Source organism: Amphibacillus sediminis NBRC 103570 (genome assembly GCF_001552275.1).
Lineage (GTDB): Bacteria > Bacillota > Bacilli > Bacillales > Amphibacillaceae > Amphibacillus_B > Amphibacillus_B sediminis.
Map to the genome: position 1 here is coordinate 192,686 of NZ_BCQW01000002.1, position 19,769 is coordinate 212,454.

Annotated in this window: 19 protein-coding genes; 3 read left to right on the top strand and 16 right to left on the bottom strand. The window is 38.4% G+C overall.

Features of this window, described 5'->3' with window-relative positions:
- Positions 1–14 precede the first annotated feature (14 nt).
- The 7 genes from deoB to solA form a co-directional block, all read right to left on the bottom strand.
- Entirely contained in the window at positions 15–1,193 is a 1,179-nt protein-coding gene (gene deoB / locus ASE01S_RS02855) for a phosphopentomutase (protein WP_067838205.1), read from the bottom strand.
- Positions 1,194–1,296: 103 nt separating this feature from the next.
- A complete protein-coding gene (locus tag ASE01S_RS02860; RefSeq protein WP_067838007.1) occupies positions 1,297–1,464 on the bottom strand; it encodes a XapX domain-containing protein in 168 nt (55 codons plus the stop codon).
- A 35-nt stretch (positions 1,465–1,499) separates the two neighbouring features.
- A complete protein-coding gene (locus ASE01S_RS02865; protein ID WP_067838010.1) occupies positions 1,500–2,801 on the bottom strand; it encodes a pyrimidine-nucleoside phosphorylase in 1,302 nt (433 codons plus the stop codon).
- 573 nt (positions 2,802–3,374) lie between these two features.
- Positions 3,375–4,100 (bottom strand): GntR family transcriptional regulator, encoded by a 726-nt coding sequence (locus ASE01S_RS02870; protein WP_067838012.1) that lies wholly within the window; start codon positions 4,098–4,100, stop codon positions 3,375–3,377.
- 280 nt (positions 4,101–4,380) lie between these two features.
- A complete protein-coding gene (locus ASE01S_RS02875) occupies positions 4,381–4,896 on the bottom strand; it encodes a GNAT family N-acetyltransferase (RefSeq protein WP_067838014.1) in 516 nt (171 codons plus the stop codon).
- Between the two features lie 13 nt (positions 4,897–4,909).
- On the bottom strand, positions 4,910–5,362 hold the full coding sequence (locus ASE01S_RS02880) for a GNAT family N-acetyltransferase (protein ID WP_245630309.1): 453 nt from the start codon (positions 5,360–5,362) through the stop codon (positions 4,910–4,912).
- A gap of 66 nt (positions 5,363–5,428) precedes the next feature.
- Positions 5,429–6,574 carry an N-methyl-L-tryptophan oxidase gene (gene solA, locus ASE01S_RS02885; protein ID WP_067838017.1) on the bottom strand — a complete coding sequence of 382 codons (1,146 nt, stop codon included), beginning with the start codon at positions 6,572–6,574 and terminating at the stop codon, positions 5,429–5,431.
- Positions 6,575–6,860: 286 nt separating this feature from the next.
- Here solA and ASE01S_RS02890 point away from each other — a divergent pair, with 286 nt between their 5' ends.
- Positions 6,861–7,334, top strand: a complete 474-nt coding sequence (locus tag ASE01S_RS02890) for a hypothetical protein (protein WP_067838021.1) — start codon at positions 6,861–6,863, stop codon at positions 7,332–7,334.
- Positions 7,335–7,429: 95 nt separating this feature from the next.
- Here ASE01S_RS02890 and ASE01S_RS02895 read toward each other — a convergent pair whose 3' ends face one another.
- The 6 genes from ASE01S_RS02895 to ASE01S_RS02920 all read right to left on the bottom strand — a co-directional run bounded on the left by ASE01S_RS02895 (position 7,430) and on the right by ASE01S_RS02920 (position 15,708).
- On the bottom strand, positions 7,430–8,236 hold the full coding sequence (locus ASE01S_RS02895; RefSeq protein WP_067838023.1) for an AAC(3) family N-acetyltransferase: 807 nt from the start codon (positions 8,234–8,236) through the stop codon (positions 7,430–7,432).
- 115 nt (positions 8,237–8,351) lie between these two features.
- Complete coding sequence (locus ASE01S_RS02900) at positions 8,352–9,398, bottom strand: NAD(P)/FAD-dependent oxidoreductase (protein ID WP_067838026.1); 1,047 nt, start codon at positions 9,396–9,398, stop codon at positions 8,352–8,354.
- Positions 9,399–10,252: 854 nt separating this feature from the next.
- Entirely contained in the window at positions 10,253–11,422 is a 1,170-nt protein-coding gene (locus ASE01S_RS02905) for a mannitol-1-phosphate 5-dehydrogenase (protein WP_067838028.1), read from the bottom strand.
- Between the two features lies 1 nt (position 11,423).
- Positions 11,424–11,858, bottom strand: a complete 435-nt coding sequence (locus tag ASE01S_RS02910; protein ID WP_067838031.1) for a PTS mannitol transporter subunit IIA — start codon at positions 11,856–11,858, stop codon at positions 11,424–11,426.
- 15 nt (positions 11,859–11,873) lie between these two features.
- Positions 11,874–13,976, bottom strand: coding sequence for a BglG family transcription antiterminator (locus tag ASE01S_RS02915; protein WP_067838034.1), 2,103 nt, complete (start codon positions 13,974–13,976; stop codon positions 11,874–11,876).
- 316 nt (positions 13,977–14,292) lie between these two features.
- The gene (locus ASE01S_RS02920; protein WP_067838036.1) at positions 14,293–15,708 is read right to left on the bottom strand and encodes a PTS mannitol transporter subunit IIBC; all 1,416 of its coding nucleotides are present in this window, start codon (positions 15,706–15,708) and stop codon (positions 14,293–14,295) included.
- A 329-nt stretch (positions 15,709–16,037) separates the two neighbouring features.
- On the opposite strand from ASE01S_RS02920, the gene map reads away from it, so the two are divergent.
- A complete protein-coding gene (map, locus tag ASE01S_RS02925; protein ID WP_067838039.1) occupies positions 16,038–16,778 on the top strand; it encodes a type I methionyl aminopeptidase in 741 nt (246 codons plus the stop codon).
- A 202-nt stretch (positions 16,779–16,980) separates the two neighbouring features.
- On the opposite strand, the gene ASE01S_RS02930 is transcribed toward map, so the two are convergent.
- Positions 16,981–17,544 (bottom strand): dihydrofolate reductase family protein, encoded by a 564-nt coding sequence (locus ASE01S_RS02930; protein ID WP_067838042.1) that lies wholly within the window; start codon positions 17,542–17,544, stop codon positions 16,981–16,983.
- Positions 17,537–18,109 carry a dihydrofolate reductase family protein gene (locus tag ASE01S_RS02935; protein WP_083512000.1) on the bottom strand — a complete coding sequence of 191 codons (573 nt, stop codon included), beginning with the start codon at positions 18,107–18,109 and terminating at the stop codon, positions 17,537–17,539. The genes ASE01S_RS02930 and ASE01S_RS02935 overlap by 8 nt, the downstream gene beginning before the upstream one ends.
- A 357-nt stretch (positions 18,110–18,466) precedes the next feature.
- Here ASE01S_RS02935 and ASE01S_RS02940 point away from each other — a divergent pair, with 357 nt between their 5' ends.
- Positions 18,467–18,760, top strand: a complete 294-nt coding sequence (locus ASE01S_RS02940; protein ID WP_067838048.1) for a MazG-like family protein — start codon at positions 18,467–18,469, stop codon at positions 18,758–18,760.
- Positions 18,761–19,304: 544 nt separating this feature from the next.
- Here the strand turns inward: ASE01S_RS02940 and ASE01S_RS02945 are convergent.
- A complete protein-coding gene (locus ASE01S_RS02945; protein ID WP_067838051.1) occupies positions 19,305–19,712 on the bottom strand; it encodes a GNAT family N-acetyltransferase in 408 nt (135 codons plus the stop codon).
- Positions 19,713–19,769: the final 57 nt, after the last annotated feature.

Here is a 19,769-nt window from a genome sequence, read left to right on the forward strand (position 1 = left end):
TGCTCTCCCCCTAATTAGTTAATCAATGTTAAAAAGCTCTCCCCATGCTTTGGTAGCTGAACTGCAAAGTTCTCAGCTACAGTTGCTCCAATATCAGCAAAGGTTTGGCGGACCGGTAATTCTTGTCCCGCTATAATACCTTTATGATAAACGATTAAGGGGACATATTCGCGAGTATGATCAGTGCCATGATGAATAGGATCATTACCGTGATCCGCAGTTATCATTAATAGATCGTCCTCGTTCAATTTTTCTAATACTTCAGGTAATCGTCTGTCAAAGGCTTCTAGTGCTTCCCCATATCCTTGAGGATCTCGTCGGTGACCATATTTGGCATCAAAATCAACTAAGTTAAGAAAGTTCAAGCCCTTAAAATCATCATCCATCGATTGAATAAGCTTTTCCATCCCATCATCATTATCGCGTGTCCTAATTGCTTTCGTAATGCCTTCACCATCATAAATATCAGAAATTTTCCCAAGTGCAATAACATCTAACCCCTGATCTTTCAGCTCATTCATAACCGTTCGTCCAAATGGCTTTAAAGCATAATCATGACGATTAGCAGTTCGTTCAAACGCTCCAGGCTCTCCAATAAATGGTCGCGCAATGATCCGACCAACCATGTATTGGTCATTCATTGTTAAGCTACGAGCTATTTCACAAATTCGATAAAGTTCTTCAAGGGGAACAACCTCTTCATGTGCAGCAATTTGTAAAACTGAATCAGCTGACGTATATACAATAAGTGCCCCTGTCTTAATATGCTCTTCTCCTAGCTCATCCAAAATCTCAGTACCTGATGCTGGCTTATTGCCTATTATATCACGACCGGTTTCACTTCTGATCTGTTCTAGCAAATCATTAGGAAAACCATCGGGAAAGGTTTGAAATGGTTGATCAATGCGCAAACCCATTATCTCCCAATGACCTGTCATCGTATCCTTTCCGTTTGAAGCCTCTTGCATTTTAGTATAGTGCGCAAGTGGTTGTTGAGCTTTTTCAATTCCTTTAATCTCTCGAATATTACTTAAACCGAGTCGTCCCATTGCCGGCATAGAGAGCCCCCCCATATGCTCAGCAATATGTCCTAATGTATCAGCCCCTACATCATTAAAATCGGCTGCATCTGGTGCTTCTCCAATACCTACCGAATCCATTACGACTAAAAAGATGCGTTTAAATCGATCCATCATCAGTTTCATCCTCCTATACACGAATTATCATTAAGCCCATATTGGCTAGAATGCCATGAGCATTTGAAATGATTCTCCCCTCAAAGCATTCCTTAATTAGTTAGCTGAATAAAGCCTTAATGTAATCAGCAATAATCCCACCAAAGTAAACACCAAATACCCCGACTATTGCTGAAAACACCGGCGGTGCCGGTAGTGGTAACTTCAAAAACCTAAACAATATCCCCACAATGATTCCTGCAAGTAAAGCTAATAAGATCTCTTTCATATCTGTCTCTCCTAATATGGTTAACGTTATTTAGTTTAACTAATCACATCATAAACTAACGGATGTAACTCTGGTTTGTCCTTCTCGATACTGTATGCTGCTTGAATTTTTGCTTCGACCTCATTAATACCCGTATGATTACTATGGATAATGGCCAAGATATCGCCCGCTTGAACACGATCCCCAATCTTTTTCTGTAGTATAACCCCAACAGCCAGGTCAATTTCTGACTCCTTGGTCATCCGCCCAGCGCCCAGCATACTAGCCGCAACTCCCACTTCTTCTGCAGCAATATCGGTTACATAACCATCTTGATCGGCCTTCACTTCAAAAGTGTATCGTGATGTTGGAAGTTTGTTAGGTTGGTCAACAACAGAAGCATCGCCACCTTGGGCAGCAATAAAAGTTTTAAATTTTTCAATAGCTTGACCATTATCGATAACTTGCTTTAATTTTTCACGCGCCTCCTCAATAGAATGAGCTTTTTTCGCTAAATAAACCATATGGCTTCCTAGCGTTAAGCATAATTCAGTTAAATCAGCAGGCCCGTGACCTTTTAATGTATCAATGGCTTCTTTTACTTCTAGGGCATTACCTATTGCAAATCCTAGTGGTTGGCTCATATCTGAAATAACAGCGATCGTATCACGTCCTGCTCCATTACCTATACTAACCATAGCTTGTGCCAATTCTCTTGCTGCTGCTAAGTCCTTCATAAATGCACCTGAGCCTGTTTTGACATCAAGCACAATCGCATCAGCACCTGACGCAATTTTTTTACTCATAATTGAGCTGGCAATTAGTGGAACCGAGTTAACTGTTGCGGTTACATCACGCAAAGCATATAGCTTTTTATCAGCTGGGGTTAGATTGCCACTTTGCCCGACTACTGCCACTTTGTTTTTGTTGACGAGCTGATTAAAGGCTTGACTATCGAGCTCGACTTGAAAGCCGGAGATAGATTCTAATTTATCAATGGTTCCCCCAGTATGACCTAAGCCCCGTCCAGACATCTTGGCAACTGGAACGTCTAATGCTGCCACTAATGGAGCCAAAATTAGTGTTGTGGTATCGCCTACTCCTCCCGTGCTATGCTTATCTACCTTTATTCCTTCTATTCCAGATAAATCAATTTGATCACCTGATTCGACCATGGCCATCGTTAAGTTGACACGTTCATCCGTTGTCATGTCTTGAAAATACAGGGCCATTGCTAATGCAGACATTTGGTAATCAGGAATTTCACCCTCGGTATAACCTTTGATAATAAAATCTATTTCTTCTTTTGATAACGTTTTGCCATCACGCTTCTTGGCAATAAGGTCGACCATCCTCATCTGATATCATCCTTTCATCCATTTTTATTCGACAACTTGTTTACTAACTTTATATCCTTAATAAATTACCTTAGTCTAATCATTTAATGCGCCTTGGTCTATTGGCACCAAATTTAAAAAAGCGAGCTCGATAAAATCCCATTGAAAGTCTGTAGCATCCGCTAAAGGTCTTAACTTTATCAGCTGGGGTTTGAACCCCCTGAAGAGATACTATAGGCATTGACCTCGTCACTTATAAAAGTGGGAAACTTTTGCTGAATGAAATTAAAATTCATCTTCAAGATAGGACGTCCAACAACTAAATGGTTTAAAGTCCTATACATGGGAACAACTCCAGTATAATGATAAGACATCCTACAAGTCAATCATTACTAGAAAAAAAATACAGTTTATTTACCCCAATTTCATTATATCAACACTTTTTTAAAGGAACGTTCAAAAATGCCGAATGAGCAACAAACAGATCGAGACGGCGATACGTTGAGCAACGGAACGTATGCTTTACGTGGTAGCACAAACGCGAGCCAACAATGAGATGTGACGTGTATCATTGGGTCGTTTTTGAACAATCCTTTAAAAGACCCGTTTACGAAAAACATTAAAACTAACCTGATCAGAACGGAAAAAATTAAGCGAATATAAAACCGGTTTATCATTTAGATCATAATGAGTCTGCTTTAGTATCAGTAAAGGCGTATCCCGATCACATCTTAAAATCTGTGAGATTTCATCGTGATAACCGATTGTTTTAATATCAGCTTGGGCATAGCTTATTGTAATCCCTGCGTCCTGCTGAAGGGACATAAGCATCGATTCGCTTTTCAATTGATAGTGATCACCAACTAAATCGGCTGGGATTTTATCGATACAATACACAAGCGGAATGCCGTCAGCTTTGCGCACGCGCTTTACTAAAAAGACACGATCTTGCTGATTAAGATTAAGCTCAGCCCGATCATCACTATGAGCGGCAGCATAGCCGGTAAATAACCATTCAGTTGCCGGTTCCTTACCTTCTCGTTTAATCATATCTGTTATACTAAATAGTTCTTCAAGCCCACCTGAGAAGACCGGCTTCTTATTGACAAACGTACCAACACCATGTCTTCTTAAAATGATGTTCTCTTCCTCTAAAATGCGGAGAGCTTCTCTCAATGTATTTCTGGACACCCGCAGTTGCTTAGCCAAATCCATTTCAGATGGAAGCCGTTCACCGGGCTCAAGTTCGCCCGTTTTTATTTTTTCTTTGATTTGTTCAATAACAAGAAGATAGCGTGGTGTTTGAAAATTATATTCCATCTTATAGCCCCCTTCAGTTAGGTCGCTTGTGTCCGCTTCCAATTTCCAATATTATTCAACACCTCACATTATAGCATGAAAAATAATCTAATAACATATGTCTAATCAATTTTGTATTCTACCTTCAAAAATTGTTCAAAAACAGCCAAATTATAAGTGGTGCATCTCTTGTTGGCTTATGTCTACAGTACTTGCGGATCAAGAAGCACGTCCTCTTGTTGCTCAAGCTGTCTCAGCCTCGATTTGTCTGCTTCTTATTTGGCATTTTGAACAGCCCCTTTTAATTTCCGTCCCACTGGTAGTAGACAAAATAGACTTGTTCACCGTTCATCTCGAAAAAGCACTGATCAGCACTTAGATAGGTAAAATGATTTTTTTCCATTACTTTCTGTGAAGCGATATTGTTCGATGTTGTTTTCGCTTTAATACAGTTAATGCCCAATTGTTTAGCCTCTTTTATTAACAATGAAACCGCCTGACTAGCGATACCTTTCCCTACATGATCTTGTCCGATCCGATAACCTAAGTGTCCGATACGTTCTTCTTGGTTTATATCCACTAAATTTATACGGCCAACAATGGAATCTGTTAGATCCCTTATCAAAAAGAAATAGGATAATCCATTTTCCTGTTCATTTAATAGGCTCTGGTGGATCTTTTTAAAATGCTGATAGTTATAATACTCTCCATCTCTTGGTGGAACCATTAATTCAAAAAATGTTTGGTTGGTTTTCTCGAATTCAAATAATGCATGTGCATCAGTATATTTTATTTTATTGATTATTATCTTTTCCATCATTTCCCCTGCCTTAAAGCTTCCTATAGTATCTTGCAGTCTGATACGACTCATTCACGTTATTACCGTACCCACTTTGCAGATGACTAAATACGAAGCCTTTTGCTTCATAAAAAGGAATACCTTTTTGATTATCCTTTTGAACGGAAACCCATTGCGTTGTAGCACCGTTTGTCTTTTGTTGATCAGTAATCGCCCTTATTAATAACGTGCCAATCCCTTGATTACGACGAGCTGGATCGACGTAGAGAACGAAAATTTCACCTGTTTGCTTAGCTATCATTCCTCCTCCACCTGCTCCAACAACCTGATTGTTGTCTAATGCAACGAAGTAACCTCCCCATTCCCAATTGGTCTTGGTTACTTCCTGTAAAACGCGTTCATAATTATAAAATTCGGCAATGATTCTTCTTATATAATCATGGTCATGTGTCTCACTATTGTATCCCAATAACCGGCTTGACACACATTGATAATCCCTTCAACATGATCAGGGATGGCTGGAATAACGGTAATCATCCAATAATCCTCCTTAACGCTCTAGAAATCGTTTCAATGAAAATAGCGATAAATCAGTAGCGCTTTTTCCATCGGCCATGAGTTCTGCTAGACCCTGACCAACTCCGCTCGCAAATTTAAAACCATGGCCAGAGAAACCGGCTGCTAACCAAACTTGTTTATATTGAGGATGTTGATCGACAATGAAATCTTCATCATCCGTCATGGTATACAAGCAAGTCTTACCTTTGATTAGCGCACCAGCGGCATTTGGCATCCACTTCTCAAGGAACTGACGCAAGACAGCTTCATCCTGAGGATAACGAGAGAAATCTCTCTCAAAATCATTTGGATTAACCGGCTCTCCATAGTCATGACGGCCAACCTTAACTCCACTGCCGTCGATGCTAGGGAATCCATAAAATAATCCATCTTCTGTTTCAGCAGTAAAGCCTGGGAATACACTTAAATCGAATAAAGCAGGGTCTGCCTCAAACCAACCGATCACCTGTCTTTTTACTGTTAATGGCGTATCAAGCTGAAGTTTTTTAAACCATTCCACTTGCCAGGCACCTGCAGCTATTAACACTTGATCGCAAATAAAAGTTTGAGCTGCTGTCGTGACCTTAGCTTGTTGGTTACGAAGTTCAAGATCGATAACAGCAGTATTAACAATTAGCTCCGTCCCTTCTTTTAGTGCGAGTTCTCGATATGTTGTTAGACACTGATCAACATATAAAACCCCTGATTCCGGCTCTAAACAGCCCTCTAGCTTCGGTTTATCCATTAAAGTTAAACCAGGGTAACGTAAAGTAATGGCATCATGGTCAAGGTTCTCAACTGTTAACCGATATAATTCAGCGCTCTTTTTTATTTCTTCCATAAAATCTGACTTTTCTGGCCCAATGTTTAAAACACCTGTCTGTTTAAAGATTTCTCGATGTGTTTGTATCTGAAGCTGGTTCCAAAGCATTTGGGATTTTAATGCTAATGGTGTATAGGATCGTCCTTCCCCATAGGCATGACGGATAAGCCTTGTATCACCACCATGACTGCCCTTGTCATGTGGCGGATCATTAGCATCGATCATAAGGACATTAACTCCCATTTTAGCTAAATAATAGCCTGTAGCCATGCCGATCGACCCTGCACCAACAATTACAATGTCGTACGACTTCATCCCATTTCCCCCTATCTATTTCTTCATTTAAGTATAATGCTTTAGGATAAACAAAAACAAGCAGCTGATTTGAGTAGTCTGACAGATTGATTGAATGGACGAAACAGATTAAAATAATACTATGAGAGATTGTTGAAAACAGTCAAATGATAAGCGCATTTGTTGTTGGCTCGTATTATTGCTCTTATGTAGCATAGTAGGAGATTTTTAACTGATCGTGCTTGTTATTTATCATTCGCTTTTTGGACAGTCACGATAAGCAAAATTTTATTGAAGGTGGTACAACATGGAAAAAATAATATGGATCGTAGCAGCTAGTCTCTTATTATTGTTAGGATGTCAAGAAACTGATCCACAAACAGCATCTGATCATGGGCAAAATGACTCCACAGGGCTTGAGGGAAAGCCGGAGATAGATTCTGACGAGAAGTTGATTGATACCCCTGAACAAGATCAATCAGAGAATAATGAGGGCGATAACACCGAACAGGACGAGATTGAAGGTCAGGATAATGATTCTGCTTCTGAGCAAAATGGGGTATACAGCTCTGACCAAGCCATTGTATTTGTGCAGGAATATTTAGGGACAAATGTGGGTCCAGAAATGAATTTCAACTATGATGGTGATGACGAAAATGGTCACTACCGTATTCAAGTATTTGAAGTTATTGATCATGGTGGTGAAGCCAGCCATACCGCTACATACGGTTGGTACCTTGTTGACCCTAAGACTGGAGAAGTTACCGATATGTTAGAATAGGGTGTAGCACTGCTACACCCCCTTTTCATCTAATCTTGGATAATTATTACCTCTGTAAAAGCATCCGATGTGCTCGTTAGAAGATAGTTCGTCCCTTATTCCTGACTCCGTCTGTCAGTGAAATACTGCTCTGAAAAATCAACAGCCTCTGACAACAGGAATAGACGTGACTTAGCTTGACCAATTTTCCCTTTCTTAACTTGATGACTTGCTTCAAAGCGTTGCCCTATCTCATTAAAGATATCTACCTCAAAGACAATTTCCTGATATTCCTTCCAAACACGTTTGCCTGCTTCAATAATAGGAGCTCCCTTTTTTTCAATCTTATAATGAGGAGCACGGTATTCTCCAAGATGAAAACAGGTATTCGTTTGATAGTCCGTACCAATAAAAAGCACGGAAGCATTTCTTTCATACAACCTAGCCAAAGGTGACTGCTCACCTAGACCAAAGTCTAATTGGTGATTCGATAAAATGGCTGCCTTATTCTTTCCCCAAGCAGCGAAAGATACAGCAGGATGATCACTCCTAATTACACCGGGGTATGTCCGAAAAACTTCAACAATCTTCCCCATTCCACTAGTTGGAGTTGTTTGCGGGTGATAAACTGGCATCGTATCTCGAATTGAAGACCACCAGCCTTCCGGTACGGCCGGGGATTCCCACTCAGACGGATCGCTCCAATCTGAGCTTTGAGCTGGCATAACAATGGTTCCTTCCGCTGTTACAACATCCATTAAAGCTTCGGCCACTGCTACACCTCCACCATTAACCCAACCCATAGAAGAAAGTGAGGAATGAACCAACAACGTCATTCCTGGGCCTACGCCTAAATTAAGTAAATCCTTTTTTAACGTATCGATTGTATTTAAATTATCAGTCTGTTCAACAATTTTTTTCATGATTAGAACACCTTTCCAAGTATACTTAGCCTAATCCTATACGATCTTTTGCTCATTGTCAGCATTCTTACACTGCTCTATCTAACCTTTTTAACTTATCTCCTTACATGAACGTCTATTTGAGCAGCTGTTTAATTAATTGACGATTCCTACTCTGAAATAAATCGTTATGGGAAGAGACCATACCTCCTGCTGCTGCCTCCGGAGATAGATATAGCTTAGCTTGATTAACGGCGTTAGCTGCATCCTGAAAAGCCCCAGCAATGAGATTGAGCTTTCCTTCGTATTTAAGAATATCACCAGCTGCAAAGAGCCCGGGTACTGAGGTTTGACTTAAGGCATTACCAGAGATGAAGTAATGATCAATTAATTCGACATTAATCTCACTATTATCCAGTAACTCTGTCTCCCTTTCAAAGCCATGGCTAATCATGACCTCATCCACATTAAGATAATGAATATCTCCATTAGCATGGTTGGTTAACTCAACTTGGGTGATTACATCTTGTGCTTCATTTGCTAAAAGCTTAGTAATTGTTGTGTTAAAATGACATATGGTTGAACTCTGTAAGACTTGAGTCGTCTGAGCTTCATGGCTATTTAATGCTTCTTTACGATAAATTAAATGGACCTGCTTGGCGATTGGCTCTAGCTCATTCGCCCAATCGACCGCTGAATTCCCACCTCCTGAAATCAAAACCGTTTTCCCTTTGAATTTTTCAAGTGACTTAATCGTATAATTTAAATTAGTGAGTTCAAATCGCTCTGCACCATTTATTTCTATTTTTTGTGGTTTTAAAATCCCACCGCCAACCGCGACAATTACAGTTTTGGAATAATGAACATTTCCAGAGCTGGTCCGAAGGATAAAGGTACCATCCTGTTCACGGCTAATTGAGCTTATTTTCTCATTAAGAACAACCTCCGGATCAAATGTTAATCCTTGTTGAACAAGCTGATTAATTAATTGTTCACCCAAAACTGGTGTTAATCCACCAACATCCCAAATCATTTTCTCTGGATAAAAATGAATCTTGCCGCCTAACACGGGCTGATATTCAATGATCTTTGTCCTCATTTCGCGCAAACCACTATAAAATGCTGAAAAAAGTCCAGCTGGTCCCCCGCCTATAATGGTCACTTCAAATACTTCTTTATTCATTTATGTCACTCCTTGTATCAAATTGTTCGTTGAAATTGATAATCAATATCAATTATAGTAAAGATACGTATAACAGTAAACTAATTTTTAAATTTTCAAAAAATAACTAGCGATGATTGGGTCACAAAACTATTAGACAACCATTTATATTTCCAATCTGATCCATTAGAAAGACTTGGCTTATCGTCAAGTTGTAACTGCTAAACTAAAGTACAGATTCTGCTCGATAGAATTGGACACTTTCTGCCAAAATAACTCTCAGTCAGTTAATATTTAATTAGATAAAAAACTGGTTGTGGGGATATAGAAGGTGATTAAATTAGAACGGATTGTGCAAGTACATTAATTAAAAAAAGATTTCAAAGCGGCGTAAATTGTAAGGAAATGTAATTTATCTAGAACTACTGTACTTTATTATTTGAAAAAAGACTTATATAGGTGTGTGGATGAATTGAGGACAAGAAAGAAAAAACCGGATCCTTATAAAGGCCAAATTTTAGCATAGTTAAAGGAACATCCGAATTTATCAGCTTCACAAGTTTCAGATTGGTTAGAAGAACGTTGATCTTATACAGAGTTGGTGATCGTACGGTCCGGAGTTATGTACACGAGTTAAGAGAGCTAGTACCACATACCAAAGACACTCACCTTTAGAAGCTATGAAGCAATAGAAGATCTTCCGAAAGGGAAACAAGTGCAAGTGGACTTAGGAGTAAAAACAATCGAAAATAAACAAAAAAAAAGCATGCTAAAAATTTGAAGATTGTAGAAAAATAATTAACTAACTAGATTTTTTTCAATTAAAAAGTAGTGAGGCTAACTATATAAAGTGAATAGTTAGCCTCTTAGATCGCTTAATCTGTCATTGCCTTTAACCTTTCTAACTTTATTAACTGATTGATCGCACTATTAATTAGAGGATGATTAGGTTCTAATTCCGCAACTAATTGAAAGGCCTTTGCCATCCCATTCTCGGTTATCGACCATTGTAATTCTTTCGCTTCTTGATCCTGTTCGTAATCATAGCTTAATGCCGCAGCAATAGCCTTAGCAAGAAACACAGGTTCTTGACCAATCTTTTCAAAATATAATAATGCTGGACGAACCAAACGATCTTGCTTACCTAACTTACGCAAAGGACCTCTAGCCACACGTGTCACTTGATCAGAAATATGTGGGTTCTGAAAACGAGAAATAATTTTATCAATATAACTTTGGTGGGCTTCAGCGTCAAATTGATATTGTTTAATTAATACACTACCTGTCTCTGATAAAGCCCCTTTAACTAAAGGTAAGACATGCTCTGAATCCATGACGTCTTTGATCGTATCAAAGCCTAAATAGTAACCTAAATAAGCCGCAACAGCATGCCCTGTATTCACTGTGAATAGTTTTCGTTCAATAAACGGAGTCAGATCACTTACATAAGTGATGCCTTCAATAACAGGTCGATCTCCCTTTAACCCTTGTTCATCTACGACCCATTCATAATAAGGCTCAACAGATACTGTCAGCAATTGATCATGCGTTTGATTTGGCACAATCCGATCAACTGCAGCATTAGGAAAACCATATTGTTGTTTTGCCTTTTCTTGGTCTTCAGCTTTAATGAATTCAAATACCTTTTCTTTAAGCAAATCGCTTCCACCAATCATATTTTCACAAGCTATAATATTGAGCGGTTGACTATTTATCGTTAGTCTTTTGGTTAACCCTTGGGCAATTAATTCCGCAATAAGGGGCAGTATGTTGGCACCTACAGCGGTTGTCACGATATCTGCTTCAGTAATGGCATCGATTACAGCTTGAGGGTTCTCAAGGCTATTAATACCCGAAATTTGACTTATTTGCTCTGACCGTTGTTGATCGTCTGCTAAAATCACCTGATAGCTTTGCTCTTTATTAATCGCTTCAATAACCTGATTATTGACATCAACAAAGGTCGTATGATATCCAGCTCGATAAAGCAGCATTCCAATAAAGCCCCTGCCAATATTACCTGCACCAAAATGGACAGCTTTCATTTTAGTTCACCCCACTAAATAAATCGATAATCTCTTGTTCTGAAGACGCTTCAATTAATGTCTTGATATTGGCTTCTTCAGAGCAAACAATCGCAATTTTTGATAAAATATCTAAATGCTCGTTTCCCTTTCCAGCAATTCCAATAAGAATATTCACCGTATTACCATTAAAGTCTACACCCTCTTTTGTAATAACAACTGATAACCCCGTCTCTTTAACTGCTTCCTTGGCATCCTCAGTTCCGTGAGGAATCGCAACATGATTGCCAATATAAGTCGTCGCTACGTGTTCTCTCTCGACCATTTTATCGACATAAGATGCATCTACATATCCGTTATCCACTAAAATTTTCCCTGTATAGCGAATAGCTTCCTCTTTATTATTTAACTTAGTACCTATAATAATATTCTCTTTAGGTAGAATTTCCTTCGCCATGTTCAAACACTCCATTCATATGTTTTCATTAATAAATGTATTTAATTGCTGGGATAGGTATTGTTTTATTTGGCTTTGATTCCCTGATTCAAACAATTCAATCGTTCGTTCACTTTGAATAATCAAACCACTAATAAAGCTAAATATTTCTAACTGTTCACTTGTTGATTCTTCTGGTGAAAACATAAAAAGTAACGTATCACTTTCCATTTCCCTACCATCCATCCCCTTCAAATTAAGATGATAGGCAAGACGGTATATCACGAATACTGGTTTTTTAATTTGCCTATGTCTTGTATGGAAGAGCGTCAGCTTTGTATTTGGAATACCTAAACCACCTAATTGTTCGCGCCGAAGAAGCGCATGATAAATCGGTGTATGCTGAGGCATATGCTGTTGCTTAGTTAATTGTTCACAAGCCTGTTTTAATAGCTCGTTTTTTGATAGCGTATCTTGAATATGATAAACATTGAAGCTTGTTAATATCTCTAGAGTCGCCTGAGCAAATGATTGCATACGTTCAAGTCGAGTAAGAATCACCTGTTGATCAATTTCATCATTGACTTGTGACTGCTTTTCCTCTTGAACATCTCTAAGTAGTAAAGACCTTTGCTTAATAATGGACTTTAACTTTGCTATTTCATGCGTTGTTAATATCGGCGACACTAATACATAATCTTCTATTTGATTTTTTAAGGGGATGGTTGAGATCACAATATGATAATTCTCCAACCTAATATTACCCAATTCAAACAAAGAACAGTTATCAATCTTATCGATTTCAGCAATTTCCTGTTTAATTCTTGAAGCAAGCATCTTTGATGTGCCTATTCCACTTGAACAAATGACAAGTGCCGAAAGTTTATTTGTTTTTTGATCATGTTGTATGGTTGCTGCCGCAAAATGAAGAACTAAATAAGCAATCTCAGCATCTGGAAACGCAATACCCTTAAATACTTCTCGACAGGCCTTTTTAATAATGATAAATAGTTCTTGATAGTCACGGTATATTTCATCTTGTAAAGGATTATTAATATTCATATCCTTTTGCAGGCGATATACCGTTGGCTTTAGATGTGCAACCAAGTCCTTAAATAAGCTTTTATGATCAGACAAGTTTGTCGCAAGTTCTTTTTCAACATAATCAATTAAAGCTTTAGTATAATAGACAATGTTTATCGTGGAATCCTCAAGTAAATACTCATGGTCTGATCTAAGTTTTGCACCGAGCAGATGCATTGTGATATAGCCAATTTCATCACTTGGTATCGTCATATTGAAAGCCGTTTGTAAATCCTTGATGATATGTTCTGCGATCGCATACTCATTTGTACCTTTAAGCTCACTTAAATAGCCTGAATCAAAATAAATCCGATCACCTTGCTGCAGTCGTTCAATTGCTAGGGCAAGATGAACCACTAAGCCAATGTAAGAGCTATCTGCGAGTTGATAAGGCAATTCGTTTCTAATATGCTCGATACTTTTTTCAATGGCTACAATCTTCTGTTGATCGACAAGTCCTAGCAGTCTTTCAGAAATCGAATCAAGCTGCTTACGATTTTTCTTCTCAATGTTTTCTTTAATAAAGAGCATAAAATCGAGCTCATCAACGTATTTGGCTATTAAGTGGCTGAGCGCCGATCGCTTACTTGATTCTGCTCCTTCAACTTTAACTCCATAACCACGTCGTCTAATTAAGTTTAATTTGTATTCCTTAAGGATGTCTTCAATTTTATCCAAATCATGACTTACCGTAGCAACGGTCACATTCAATTCATTAGCAAGGGTGAATAGTTTAATCGGCTCATGCGTTTCCAACAATGTGGATAAAATAATCGCATGTCTCTCCTCAGGTGTGTAATCTGTATATTTAACTTGAGTTAATGATAAGGCTAATTTCGTCTTATTCTTCTTACTCCCTTCAAGACTAACTCCTACACCTGATTTTTTATTAAGAGATAATTGATACGTTTCCAATATAAGTTCGACTTCCTTTAAATCTCGGTGAATCGTTCTACCACTTACATCTAAAGCCTGAGCAAGTTTTTCAATCGTTACACCTTTATCATGTGTTAGTAACTCCTCAATAATTTTCCGTTCACGACCTGAGATATACATATTCACCACCCTTTACTGTCATTAAAAACTCGAACTTGTTGACAAATTCATTTTGATGTAGCTTTCACTTTCATACTATACCCAAGAACGCTATCTTTCAAATCAATCATCAACTAATTTCGTCTACACGATTGATGACATTTTTTAATAAGTTCAAACCCTTGTAGAAAAACTAAGATCCACACGTTCTTCGGATATGTCAAGAATCGAGTGCTAGCTAGGACAGAAGCTCTATGGAACCCCCAGTATAGCCAGAGGTTTTCAAAGACCATAAAAAACCTTATCTCTAACTTTTAGAGATAAGGTTTGCTTAACATTATTCACTTAATTGTGTGACGAGTTCATCATATTTTGGGCTATTTAAGAAATTCTCTACAGATATATGGTGTGCATCTGCTTTTTTAGCTTTGGCACGGTCTGTTAAATCCTTATGGGTAATGATAATATCGGCATCATTTGGAATATCATTGATCGCCTTATTAATCACTTCGATCTCAATGTTAGCCTTTTTAAATTTATCACGCAATAATGAAGCTCCCATTGCACTTGAGCCCATTCCTGCATCACAAGCAAAAACAACTTTGTTGACTGCTGTCAAGTTTTGAGATGAGGCTTCGTCTTGAGTAAAAGAACTAGCCACTGCGCTTTTCTTACCTTTCAATTCTTCCATCTTTCCTGCTGCTGTAGCAATATCTTCATCTTCTTCTGATTGCTTACTTGACCTTAAAATGACAGATGCAACAATGAAGGAGACTACTGCTGCAACTACAACACCTGCGATAACACCGACATAGTTACCTCTTGGTGTCATCGTTAAGAGCGCAATAATACTACCTGGGGATGGTGATGCAGACAGACCTGCGTTAAATAAAGAGAAGGTTAAGACACCACTCGCTCCACCAGCAATCGCTGCTAAAATAAGCATAGGTTTCATCAGTACGTATGGGAAATAGATCTCATGAATCCCACCGAAAAAATGAATAATGGCTGCACCTGATGCTGAGCTTTTTGATGCACCTTTGCCAAACAGCATAAAAGCCAATAAAATACCTAGCCCTGGACCAGGGTTTGTTTCAATTAAGAATAAAATGGACTTACCAGCTTCTAATGCTTGTTCTGTACCTAATGGAGTAAAGACACCATGATTAATCACATTATTTAAGAATAAAATTTTGGCTGGCTCTACCAACAAACTAGTCAATGGTAAAACTCCAGCGTTGACAATCGCTTCAACTCCTGATCCTAAAGCACGGTTCAAGCCACTAACAATCGGCCCCATTGCTAGGACACCGAAGCTCGAAATAATCAAACCTAAAATCCCGGCAGAGAAGTTATTATAAAGCATTTCAAAGCCTGAACGAATTTTAGGTAGGATTGGCTTATCAATTAATTTCATTAAGAATGCAGCTAAAGGTCCCATAATCATAGCACCTAAGAACATTGGTGTTCCAGCTGCCCCGACAATGACACCCATTGTAGCAATCGCACCGACTACTCCACCTCGAGCATCATAGACCATTTTTCCACCTGTATAACCGATCAGTAATGGCAATAGATAATTAATCATTGGACCAACTAATTGTTCTAATGTTTCATTTGGTACCCAGCCATCAGGAATAAATAAAGCAGTGATAAGACCCCAAGCTATAAACGCTGCAATGTTTGGCATAACCATTCCACTAAGGTAACTACCAAACTGCTGAACCTTAGCTCGAACCCCTTGTTTCGACATAAACATTCCCCTTTCAATATTTAAAATGAATAATAATTCCTACACCTTTATAATAAAGCGGTTACAGATCAATGTTCAATGTTTTCTAAAATTAGATTTGTCATAAAGCATGTTGACACAATTAAATTATGCGCATTCTAAACGACTTATTATTCTAGTATAATCAAAGGTCAAAAACTGATTTCACAAGGAAAAGTAGTCACACTCCAAAAACGTATCGTTATCCTTTAAAGTCTACTTCTCCAACGAACTTTTTGTTGAATAAAGAGCCGTTTCGTTTATACTAGAAGCTAAATGGAATACTGATCTTTAAAAAGTGAGGGCATACGATGATTGCAAAGACCGAAGAGGATTTTAATGGATTAAAAGAAATAGGTAAAATTTGCGGTGCAATTCGAGATAAATTAGTCGATTGTACCAAACCTGGAGTGACTACAAAAGAACTCGATCAAATGGCAGGAGAGATGTTTGAAAAAGCAGGAGCTCAATCTGCACCAAAAGGCGTATACGACTTCCCTGGATACACGTGTATCAGCATTAACGAAGAAGTAGCGCACGGGATTCCGGGGGATCGAGCTATTCAAGAAGGGGACCTCGTAAATATTGATGTTTCAGGTTCGAAAAACGGTTATTTTGCAGATACCGGAATTTCCTTTGTCGTTGGAAAAGGAGAAATTATTTTACAGAAAGTATGTGACATTGCTAAAGAAGCATTCTACGCTGGACTTGAGAAGGCAAAACCAGGTTCGAAAAAAAGTGCGCTCGGAAAAGCTGCACACCATGTAGCAAAACAGCATGGCCTAACAGTGATTAAAAATCTTACTGGACACGGTATTGGGCGCTCAATTCATGAAGCACCCGATCATATTTTCAGTTATTTCTCTCGCTGGGATGACGAAATTTTAAAAGATGGTATGGTCATTGCCTTTGAGCCTTTTATCTCTACATTTGAAGAGGAAGTTTTCCAATCCGAAGATGGATGGACCTTCCTAATCGATGAAAGCATTGTGGCTCAATACGAACATACGATTATTCTAACAAAGGAAGGGCCGATTATTACTACATTGTAGCAGCACTAATACTATTATGGTAGGGTACGACTGTTGAGCAATACGAGTTGAAAAGAATTAAATTTTCAAGACGCATAGAAAAAAGCGACCATATTAAAAGCCCATTAAACTCGTTTTATTTCAAACAAAGCCACCGAGAATTTGTTCATTGGTGGCTTTGTTATATTACCTAAAAATTCAATCAATAGGTTCTATTAAGATATTAACATTTTTCATTGCTTTGATAACGTAGTAGAACATTTCCTGATGAAAAACGTTTGGTCTCGATTAAGCTAAGTGATAAGGATTGAGCCATGGTCGGAAAGGTGGAACGCCCTTCACCTAATATAATTGGTGTAACCATTAACTGATATTCATCGATTAAACGATGCTTAGTTAGTTCTTGAATAAGCATGCCGCTACCTAATATCACGAGATGGCCGTCCATTTGCTCTTTTAAATGGTTAACCACCTCCACAGCATCTCTTCTTTCAATCAATGTGTTGGGCCATTTTGAATCAGTTAATGTTCTTGAAAAGACCATTTTCTTTAAGGCATTAATGGGTTTAGCTATGGCTGCTGATTCCTGATAAGCCTGGGCACTTGGCCAATAGGCTTCCATTAATTGATAAGTGACACGACCAAACAGAATCATCTCTGCTTTTTGTAATAAGCTAGCAGCATAGTTATTGTAATCATTATCAATATGATGCCAACTAATCGTACTATTCGCCCCCTCAAAATAGCCATCAACTGAAATGACAGTTTGAGCAATTAATTTAGCCATGTTGATCGCCCCTTTGATAGCATAACCAAACAATCCCTCCAGCAAAGGACCTCTGATTAACTAACTTTAACTGCTTTGGTTCATTCATTGAAGAAAAAAGACGTTTACCTGAACCCAATATAATTGGATGAATATAAAGATGATATTGATCAATTAGGTCAAGTTCCATAAATGACTTAGCAAGCCCAGCTCCGCCAAGTAGTAGGTCTCCGCCAGGCTTATTTTTTAACTGATTAATCGTCTCTTTAATTTGATCACGAACCAAAATACTATTCCATTCAACCTGAGTTAAGGTACTTGAAAAAACCAGTTTATTAATCTCCTTCCACTTACGTGAAAAGGCTATTTCAAAATCTGAGGCATCTGACGCTTGCTCTCGATCCGGCCAATAGGATTCCATATTTTGATAAGTCACTCGTCCATAAAGGTGTGTATCCACAAGTTGCTCACGTTCATTAATAAATGAGAATAACTGATCACTAGGAACACTCCACTCCAGTTCACCATTCGGCCCTTCAATAAATCCATCTAATGAGGTCATCTGGGAATAAATTACCTTTCGCACTGTCTCATCCTCCATGTTTTCATGCTAACTCTAGCATAACATGCTAGAATTAGGAGTAATTCTTTTATCTTGCTCCATAAATGATAACTACCATGGAACGATAATAAAACGATGGTTATCTATCAAAAGGTTATGACTAAAATATCACTAAACTAAGAATAGTGTGGATCCGATCTTCCTCTTGGCCCATATCGTTCAGTTAAACATAAGCTATAAGTTCTGTTGCTCAAGCCATCGCTACCCGATCGACTTGCTATTAACTTGTCACCTTTAGAACATGCGTGATAAACAAGGTATCAATAACATTCGACAACGGGTATAATAGAACCTGTATTTAAGCGAAGGTGAGGGGATGGCGTGGAAAAGATAATTAAAGAAATCCAAGCAATGAGTGCTAATGAAAAAAAGACATTAGAGCAAATGGTTTTAAAGCTATCTGAAGAGGTTGGCGAGACATCACAGGCCGTTCTATCCTATTTAAATGCTAGTGGCAATGCATACAAACAACTTGGTTTAGAAGATGTTAAAGAAGAATGCGTTGATGTGATGTTGATTGCCTTGGCCTTGTTCTTCAGGCTAGCGGAATCAGAAAATGAGCTTGAACCACTGATGAGAAAAAAACTAGCAAAATGGAAAGAAAAAGTTAACTAAGTGACTGGTAGAATCAAACCACCAGTGTGAACTTGTGGTGTGCTCTGCGACTGAAAGCTATTGTAACCGGTCTCAGATAAAGTGTAACTTCGTTCAGTCGGGGTTTCGACGGATAGGATGTACTCGTGCAGACGTTGCGACACAACGTCGCGAACTTAGTCAGCTACCTCCCTCCCCACTGAACGTTAGTTGAACCAATCGGGCCGTTACTGGCTGTTGGATTCCCCACTTAGACATGACATGTTCTCTTATTTCTTGAAGTGGGAATCTTACAAAAGCCCTTCGATGGGGCGAGTAATCGCAGCCCCAGCTAGTTACACTGCGATGAAAGATTATAGAAAGTGAAGAAGAAAGCCTACGACAACATGCTAAAATTTCGAACTGAACAACGGTTTTGATTTTCTTTAAGAAGATCAAAACCGTTGTGTTGTTATCATTATTTTACCACCTATAGAAGGGGAAGACTTTTACTAATGTAGTTAAACAATTAAATATGCCGTTTTATTTTTTTATCCAAGAGATAAAAACAGACTTAGCTTTTACATTAGTACATTTTTGCCATACCCACTGAACGTGGTGAGGTATAATTAAAGCCAAATTTTTTATAAAGTTGGTCAGCCGGTGTATCGGCCATTAGGCTTACATATGAACCAGTATAGGTATGATGATCAAGATAATTCATAAGCTCTGCCATAACTCTTTTTGCTAATCCTTGCCCTTGATAGCTTGGTTTAACAACAATATCTACAATTTGAAAAAAAGTTGCCCCATCACCAATAATCCGTCCCATTCCTACCAATGTATCTCCATCATATAAGCAAACGCAAAACAAAGAGTGCTTTAAACCAATAGTTGCTGCCTCTATCGCTTTACCACTCATACCACCTTCACGTCTTAACTGAATATATGCCTCTGGGTCAGGTGGTTGCTTTACCATGTTAATTCGATCCATAACCTCATCTCCTAATGTAATCTTTAATAGCTATTTTACCCTACTTCTTAATAGGCA